This is a genomic window from Streptomyces sp. NPDC020362, from assembly GCF_040642095.1.
GTDB lineage: Bacteria > Actinomycetota > Actinomycetes > Streptomycetales > Streptomycetaceae > Streptomyces.
Window position 1 is genome coordinate 1 of record NZ_JBFAET010000313.1, and the last position, 6,694, is coordinate 6,694.

Here is a 6,694-nt window from a genome sequence, read left to right on the forward strand (position 1 = left end):
TCCTCCAGCCACACCTGCACCAGCTCCAACGCAGAACCGGCAACCCCATGCACCAGAGCAGGCACGTCACCGACGCCGCCGACGCCCACGTCGCCGCCACCGCCGCTGACCATGTCGCCGACGCCGACGCTGACGCCGTCGCCCAGCAGGGCACCGGCGCAGACCAGGACCATGCGCGGGTCGATCTCACCCGCCTCGGCCGCCGCAGCCACCCCGGCCACATCGACGAACGACCGCACCTGCACACCCACGGCAGCCAGCCCGTCGACCAGCCCGAAACGGTCGACACCGACCAGCGCCCAATCACCGGCCGGCACCGCAGCCTCAGCCACCGCAGCCCACTGCTGAACGAACAGCACGTCGGCCAACCAGTTGTCGGCCGACTGCAACTGTCCCGCCGACACCGGGCGACTCACCAGCGATCCCACCGCGACGACCAGAGCCCCGGTCGTGTCCGCGGCCGTCAGCGACAGACCACCCTGCGCGTCACGGCGCAGCCGCACCCGCAGCACCGACGCACCACTGGCGTACAGCTCCACGCCCGTCCAGGCGAACGGCATCCGCACCTGACCCGGCTCGCCCGCGCCCGTCGTCTCTGCGTCGGCCAGAATCCCCGCGTGCAGTGCCGCGTCGAGCAGCGCCGGATGCAGGCCGAACGCGCCCGCCTCCCGCGCCACCGACTCCGGCAGCGCCACCTCCGCGAAGATGTCCTCCCCACGACGCCAGGCGGCCCGGAGTCCCTGGAACGCGGGGCCGTACACGTCCGCCAGAAGCACCGCATACAGATCCGAGGTGTCCATCGGCGCGGCGTCCTGCGGCGGCCACACCTGCAGGTCTTCGTCGGCAGCGGGACCCGCCGTCGTGGCGGGGGACACCACACCACTGGCGTGCTGCACCCACGCCTGCTCGGTGCCCGGCTGATCGGGACGGGAGAAGACCTCGACCGTGCGCCGCCCGTCCTCGTCGGCCGCGGCCAGCACCACCTGGATCCGGACTCCGCCGCCGTCGGCGGGCACCACGAGCGGCGCCTGCAGCGTCAGCTCCTCCAGCACGCCACACCCGACCTGGTCACCGGCCCGCACCGCCAGCTCCACAAAGCCGGTGCCCGGCAGCAGCACCACACCGCCGACCGCGTGCTCCGCCAGCCACGGATGCGAACGCACCGACAGCCGACCCGTGCACACCAGCCCGCTGCCGCCCGCCAGCTCCACCGCCGCACCCAGCAACGGGTGATCCACCGTCCCCAGCCCCAGCGACACCGCATCCTGCCCCGGCAGCGACAGCGACAGCACCCCCTGCGGCCAGAACCGCTCGTGCCGGAACGCGTACGTCGGCAGCTCCACCCGGTCCGCGGCAGGCAGCACCGCAGTCCACTCCACCTGGGCACCGTGTACGAACGCCTCGGCCAGCGACGTGATCACACGGCTTGCTCCGCCGTCGTCTCGCCTCAACGTCCCGCAGACCGCGCCGGGCACCACGCCGAGGCCGGCGTCCTGCGCGGCTTCCTCCAACGTCTCGTTCATCGCACCCATCAGCACGGGGTGCGGGGAGACCTCCACGAAGACCTGATGACCCTGCTCGGCCAGGATCCGCACCGCCCGGTCGAAGCGGACCGGCGCCCGCAGACTCCCGTACCAGTACGCGGCATCCAGCTCCTCGCCGGTCAGGGTCTCACCGGTCATGGCCGACACCATCGGCACCCGGCCCTGACGCGGAGCGATCCCCGCCAGAACAGAGACGATCTCCTTCTCCAGCCGGTCCACCTGAGCCGAATGCGAGGCATAGTCCACCGCGACCATCCGCGCCCGAACGCCCTCGGCCTCCAGCTCCGCCCGCAACTCCTCAAGCGCCCCCGGCTCACCGGACACCACCACCGACGCCGGACCATTCACCGCCGCCAGCGACAGACGCTCACCCCAACGCGGCAGACGCTCCTCCACCACCGCCGCCGACTGACTCACCGACATCATCCCGCCCGCACCCGCCAGCACCCTCAACGACCGCGAACGCAACGCCACCACACGCGCACCGTCCTCCAAGGACAGCATCCCGGCCACCGTCGCCGCCGCGATCTCACCCTGCGAGTGGCCGACGACCGCGTCCGGGATCACGCCCGCGGCCTCCCACACCGCCGCCAGCGACACCATCACCGCCCACAACACCGGCTGCACCACATCCGCAGCCTCCATGGCCGGAGCGCCCTCCGCACCGTTGAGTACGTCCGTCAGGGACCAGTCCACATACGGCGCCAACGCCTTCTCACACTCGGCCAGCCGAGCCCCGAACACCTCACTGACCCGCGCCAGTTCACGACCCATACCCAGCCACTGCGAACCCTGACCCGGGAAGACGAACACCGTGCGCGCATCATCCCTGACGACGCCCGACACAACAGCGCCGCTGGGCACTCCGTCGGCCAGGCTCTCCAAACCGGCCACCAACTCGCCACGGTCACCACCCACCACGACGGCCCGATGCTCGAAGGCCCCCCGCGTGGTCGCCAGCGACCAGGCCACCTCGGACGGCTCCAACTCCGGCCGCGCCACGACCCATTCACACAGCCGGCCCGCCTGAGCCGTCAGTCCCTCCGCCGAACGCGCCGACACCAGCCACGCACCGGCACCCGACACCACCGCAGCCACGCTCACGCCGACGACTCCATCGGCGTCGTACTCGGGCTCGGCCTCGCTGATCCCAGTGGTTGGTGCTTCCTCCAGGATGACGTGCGCGTTGGTGCCGCTCATGCCGAACGAGGACACGCCGGCCCGCCGTACCCGCTCGTTCGCCGGCCACGGCACCGGCTCCGAGAGCAGCTCCACCTCGCCAGCCGACCAGTCCACATGCGGCGACGGTTGCTGCGCGTAGAGCGTCTGCGGCAGCTGCTCGTGCTGCAGGGCCAGCACCATCTTGATCATGCCCGCCATGCCGGCCGCCGCCTGGGTGTGTCCGATGTTGGACTTCACCGAGCCCAGCCACAGCGGCCGGCCCGTGGGGCGCTCCTGGCCGTAGGTGGCGAGCAGGGCCTGGGCCTCGATCGGGTCACCGAGCGTGGTGCCCGTACCGTGCGCCTCGACCACGTCCACGTCGGCGGCCGACAGCCGGGCGTTGGCCAGCGCGGCGCGGATCACCCGCTGCTGGGAGGGGCCGTTGGGCGCCGTGAGACCGTTGGACGCACCGTCCTGGTTGACCGCACTGCCCCTCACCACCGCCAGGACCGGATGCCCGTTGCGCCGGGCGTCGGACAGCCGCTCCACCACGAGCATGCCCACGCCCTCGGCCCAGCCCGTGCCGTCCGCGTCCGCGGAGAACGCGCGGCACCGGCCGTCCGCGGAGAGGCCCTGCTGCCGGGAGAAGTCGATGAACGTGCTCGGGGTCGCCATCACGGTGACACCGCCGGCCAGGGCGAGCGAGCACTCGCCGGACCGCAGCGCCTGCGCGGCCAGGTGAAGGGCGACGAGGGAGGAGGAGCACGCCGTGTCCACCGTCACCGCGGGGCCCTCCAGACCCAGCGCGTACGACACCCGGCCGGACAGCACGCTGGTGGCGTTACCGGTCAGCATGTGGCCTTCGACGCCGGACGCACCCTGGCCGGCCAGTGCCATGCCGATGCTGTATCCGGACGAGAAACCGCCCGCGAACACGCCGGTCGCGCTGCCGCGCAGTGTCGCGGGGTCGATGCCGGCCCGCTCCAGCGCCTCCCACGACGTCTCCAGCAGCAGCCGCTGCTGCGGATCCATCGCCAGCGCCTCACGCGGACTGATCCCGAAGAACCCGGCGTCGAACTCCCCCACTGCGGAGAGGAATCCGCCCTCGTGCACATAGGAGGTGCCATCGGACTCGCGGTCGGGGTCGAAGAGGTTGTCGGTGTCCCAGCCGCGGTCGTCCGGGAAGCCCGAGATCGCGTCGCCGCCGGTGGCCAGCAGCGTCCAGAACTCCTCCGGGCTGCCCGCGCCACCGGGGAACCGGCAGCTCATGCCGACGATCGCCAGCGGTTCGTCCGAGGCCGCCGCGGCGACGACCACCGCGCCGGAACCCGCGTGCTCGCCGGTCAATTCCCCGCGCAGGAACTCGGCGAGCGCCATCGGGGTGGGGTAGTCGAACACCAGGGTCGCGGGCAGCCGCAGTCCCGTCACCGTGTTCAGGCGGTTGCGCAGCTCGACCGCGGTGAGCGAGTCGAAGCCCAGGTCCTTGAAGGCCCGCCGGTCCTGCACCGCGTCCGGCGATGCGTGACCCAGCACCGCGGCGGCCTCGGCCCGCACCACGTCGGTCAGTGTCCGCTCCTGCTCGGAGCGGCCCAGTCCGGCCAGCCGTCGCGCCAGCGCGCCCTCGGCGTGCTCCACCAGTGCCGTGCCCGCGCCCGCGAGGGCCAGTCGGCGGATCTCCGGCAGGTCCCGCACCAGGGGCATCTCCCGCAGGTCCGCAGCTCCCGGCGCGGACGCCAGCTGGGCCCAGTCCACGTCCATCACGGTCACGACGGCGTCGGGGCCGTCCAGCGCTTCACCGAGGGCGCGTGCGGCGAGCCGGGGGTCCATCGCCGGCATCGCGCCGCGCTCGACGCGCTTGCGCACCGCGTCGCTGGACTCGGCGAAGCCGCCGCCCGCCCAGGTGCCCCACGCCACGGTCAGACCGGTCAGCCCGCGGGCGCGCCGGTTCTCCGCCAGCGCGTCCAAGTACGCGTTGGCCGCCGCGTAGTTGCCCTGACCCGCGGCTCCCAGCGTCGACGCGACCGAGGAGAACAGGACGAAGGCGTCCAGATCCAGGTCCGCGGTCAGCTCGTCGAGATGGACGGCGCCGCCGGCCTTCACGCCCAGCACGGTCGCCAGCCGGGACACGGAGAGCCGGTCCACGACTCCGTCGTCCAGCACCGCCGCCGTGTGCATCACCGAGGACAGCTCGGGGCCGCTCTGGCCGATCCGGGCGAGCAGCCCGGCGAGCGCCGAACGGTCACCGACATCACAGGCCACGACCTCGACCGCGGACCCCGCCGTCGCAAGCTCGGCCGCGAGCGCCGCGGCGCCCTTGGCGTCAGGGCCGGAACGGCTCGTCAGTACGAGTCGCGGGGCACCGCGTCCGGCCAGCCACCGCGCCACGTGCCCGGCGATCGCGCCGGTCCCGCCGGTGATCAGCACGCTCCCGCGCGGCGTCCAGCCCGCGCCGGAACCACGGGACTGCGGCGCGCGGGTCAGTCGGCGGCCCAGGATTCCGGCCGTCCTGATCGCGACCTGGTCCTCGCCGCACCCGGCCAGCACCGCGGCCAGTCGTGCACCCGCACGCTCGTCGACCGTCTCGGGCAGGTCGACCAACCCGCCCCACCGGTCCGGGTGCTCCAGACCCACCACCCGGCCCAGGCCCCACACCTGCGCCTGCACCGCGCTGCCCAGCACCTCACCGGGTCCGGCGACGACCGCCCCGCGTGTGGCCGGCCACAGGGGTGCGACGACTCCGGCATCGCCGAGTCCCTGCACGAGTACCAGAGTCGCCGCCACTCCACCGGCCACCACCGGGTGGTCGGGCAGCGGCGCCTCGTCCAGTGCCAGCAGCGACAGCACACCGGCCACACCGGCAGGCTCCGCGCCCGCACTCTGCATCGCCTCACCGAGCAGTGCGGCCATCTCGGCCCGGTCCACGGTCCCGGCGGGGACCTCGACCACGAGCGCCTCGGCGCCGCGAGCGGTCAGCGCGGCCGCGCATCCCTGCGCCAGGTCTGCGGCGTCCGGCTCCGCCGGGGTCACCAGCAGCCACACCCCCGACAGCACGCGGGGGTCGGGCTCGGCGACCGGGGCCCAGGTGACGCGGTAGCGCCAGCCCGCCGTCACGGACCGGTCCCGCTCGCGCCGGCGCCACGACGCCAGGGCCGGCAGGATCTCGCTGAACGGGCGGCCGCCGTCCACGGCCAGCGCGTCGGTGATGTACGCCAGATCGCCGCCCTCGACGGCCGCCCAGAACTGCGCCTCCGCAGCCGTACCCGCGTCGTCTGGGCCGGCCGCGGATCCGGCCGTCGGCAGCGCGAGGATGCTGTGCGGCCAGAACCGCTGGTGCCGGAAGGCGTACGTCGGAAGTTCCAGCTGCTGCCCGGCCGGCAGCACCGTGGTCCAGTCCACGGTCGCTCCGTGTACGAACGCCCGCGCCAGGCCCATCACCAGACCTGTGGCACCCTTGTCGTCCCGTCGCTGCAGCGGAACGAACACGCTCTCCTCGCCCTCGACAGCGGCGACGGCGTCCGGACCCAGCGCCGACAACGAACCATCAGGGCCCACCTCCAGGAACACCGACACACCCTCGGCCGCCAGCGTCCGCACGGCGTCCGCGAACCGCACCGCCTCCCTCGTCTGCGCCGGCCAGTACCCCGCCCCACACTCCGTCAACACCTCACCCGTCAACGCACCCGCCCACAGCAACTGCGGCCGCTGATGAGTCAACTCACCGGCCAGGGCGCTGAGTTCATCCAGCACCGGATCCATCGCCGCCGAATGGAACGCGTGCGACACCCGCAGCCGCCGCACCCGGTGACCCCGCTCCCGCCACAACTCCACGACCTGCTCAACCCCGGCTTCCACACCGGAGACCACCACCGACTCCGGCCCGTTCACCGCGGCAATCGACACCCCCGACACCTGCTCAAGCCCGGCAAGAACCTCGGCCTCCGAAGCACCCACCGCCGCCATCGCCCCACCAGCAGGCAACCCCTGCATCA

General features: G+C 73.1%; 1 protein-coding gene. It reads right to left on the reverse strand.

What is annotated here, in order from left to right; genetic code table 11:
* On the reverse strand, nucleotides 1-6,692 hold a 6,692-nt coding region (locus AB0H32_RS45555; RefSeq protein WP_361134728.1), incomplete at its 3' end, for an SDR family NAD(P)-dependent oxidoreductase.
* Nucleotides 6,693-6,694 lie beyond the last annotated feature (2 nt).